The sequence below is a fragment of the Citrobacter sp. wls619 genome, from assembly GCF_005281345.1.
Classification (GTDB): domain Bacteria; phylum Pseudomonadota; class Gammaproteobacteria; order Enterobacterales; family Enterobacteriaceae; genus Citrobacter.
In genome coordinates, this window is sequence record NZ_SZXJ01000104.1 from 1 (window position 1) to 2177 (window position 2177).

Genomic DNA, 2177 nt, shown 5'->3' on the forward strand with positions numbered 1-2177 from the left:
GGCCAGACGGTGACGGTGGGTAAGGAGAACGCAGGCGGTCACGATCAGAAAATCACCGTGGCGCATGACCGGCATGTTAGGGTCGGGAACGACCAGCGCATCACGGTGCAGCACGATCATACGCAGGAAGTCACAAACGATCGCACCGTGCGCATTGGTCATGATACGTCGCTGAGCGTCGTGCGCAACAGAAGCGTGAGCGTTGAAGGGAAGCAGGAGCACCGCACCACGAAAGATCATATCAGCCAGGTCGGAGGTAAGCACAGCCTGGAGGTAAAAGGTGATATGGCACAGAAGGTAGCCGGTGCGCTGGGGATTTGCGTTGAGGGCGATATTGTCCTTCAGAGTGACAGTAAGATCAGCCTGAAGGTGGGCGGCTCATTTGTGGTGATACACGCGGGAGGTGTGGATATCGGGGGGCCGAAAATAAATCTTAACAGTGGGGGGAGTCCGGGGATGCCGGTGGGGTTGGAAGCTCTAGCGGGTGATTATGCACCTCTTAGTGAATCACAACTTGATGGAGCAATGGAAAATAGTAGCTCGAATACAAATCCGGATAAACTGAGCACTGAAACAGTAGTGACTATACCAACTGAGCGTTCAAGACGACGGATTGGTGTAGGAGAGTCTGTATTATTATCATGTAGTACTGCAGTTTCAACATGGATTCAATCGCCTACTGATAGGGGAAAATTGAAAACTATGGGGAGCAATACGGCACTGTTTACCGCTTTTGACAAATCAGGAACAGTTACAGTAACGGCTACGACAAGTAATGGGACAAATAGTGCTCAATTTACAATAGTTGAACCATCGGCTTTTGTTATGAAACGTGTGGTTGGATCCGCTTTAATTCATCATCATGGTGTTCCTGATTGTGGATGGCTGGGACGACCATATTTACATCCTACGGATGTAAATTTTTCTGCGGTTAGTATACGTGAACGAGATTCCCAAGCTGTGGGTTCAGGACCGTATGAAGTCCTTACTGGTAGATGGCATGGGCGTTATAATCCTAGTGACCCCAAAAATGGCACGTCTCGGTGGTTTAGAGTCGAAGCAAGTGAGTATTCAGCAACTGATGGAAGCACACTTTCTCCCTCAGTAACAGACACAATTTTCGCGGGTATTGGTAATAATGCCGGAACTAAACCGCCCTTTGTACATTGTGTATTATCTATGCCTATTATGTGGGAATGGACGATAGACAAATCAAAAGTCCATCCTTTCCCTAAAAATGAGCAAAAACATGAGATATTCATTGACGGCACATGTACTACTTCAAAAGCTTCGCATGAAGAGACAACTTTATATAGTGATCCTAACAGTGGATTGGACTATATTAAAAAATAGAATTACACTCGGCACTGTTATTTTTATGATTTTTATTCCATTTATAGCTGAGGCTAATATGCAAAATGACATATCAGATAAAATAATGAAGGCAGATCATATGCTACAGTCTTTCATTAACGATCCAAAAGGCAACAATACCAACTATCTATTAGGCAGTGCATTAGACTGCATAGATGATATTGATATATCAAGATTAAATATCCCAAAATCTGAGTATAACAAACTGAGGTTATCACTCTTAATTTTACATTTAAAAATTCTGTCTGAATTTGATAAATACCAAATTCCAAATTACAAACCAAAAAATAATTACAGTTTTAACTTACTACCACCGGAAGGTTCAACAGATGGTCCAGTTATGGGAACTATAGACCCTGCTGATATCAAAGATGATAGGCTCAGGAAAAATTATGAACATGAGCTATTTGAAAATGAAAAAATAGGAAGAGAGATCTCATTTCAATCTGAATTATCGTCATTGAAAACAAAACTTTCAATCTATAACAGCGAGCTAGGTGTAATTTCTGACCTCATATACTTCATTAAAAATAATTACACAAATAGCGATCATGATCAATCTGAAATAACAAAATTAATTAATATAATTATTACTAATCATCAAATAAAAAATGACATATTAAACGCACTCAAAATACAACCCCCAGACAAATAAATATTCAAGATAGGGAACAGACAGGGCAATACCACCAAGTTTAACTAATTCCGTATAATAAGACGCAGATTCACTTTAATCAGGAACCCGTCGCTCCTCAATCAAACTCAGGAAAAAGTATGCCCGCAGCAGCCAAGCTCAGCGATAA

3 protein-coding genes are annotated in these 2177 nt (G+C 41.3%); 2 read left to right on the plus strand and 1 reads right to left on the minus strand.

Annotation, left to right across the window (positions count from 1 at the left end):
* Positions 1-240: hypothetical protein (locus FDX19_RS25585; RefSeq protein ID WP_249357602.1), on the minus strand; the 240-nt coding region annotated here is incomplete at its 3' end.
* A gap of 45 nt (positions 241-285) precedes the next feature.
* On the opposite strand from FDX19_RS25585, the gene FDX19_RS25590 reads away from it, so the two are divergent.
* Both FDX19_RS25590 and FDX19_RS24920 read left to right on the plus strand, forming a co-directional pair.
* Positions 286-1353 carry a DUF2345 domain-containing protein gene (locus FDX19_RS25590; protein ID WP_249357603.1) on the plus strand — a complete coding sequence of 356 codons (1068 nt, stop codon included), beginning with the start codon at positions 286-288 and terminating at the stop codon, positions 1351-1353.
* The gene (locus FDX19_RS24920) at positions 1328-2029 is read left to right on the plus strand and encodes a hypothetical protein (RefSeq protein ID WP_137384812.1); all 702 of its coding nucleotides are present in this window, start codon (positions 1328-1330) and stop codon (positions 2027-2029) included. The genes FDX19_RS25590 and FDX19_RS24920 overlap by 26 nt, the downstream gene beginning before the upstream one ends.
* The last annotated feature ends 148 nt before the right edge of the window (positions 2030-2177 follow it).

What these genes read in the sequence shown, in the direction of transcription:
- FDX19_RS25590 (WP_249357603.1), top strand. Translation starts at nt 286, where the DNA reads ATGGCACAGAAGGTAGCCGGTGCGCTGGGGATTTGCGTTGAGGGCGAT.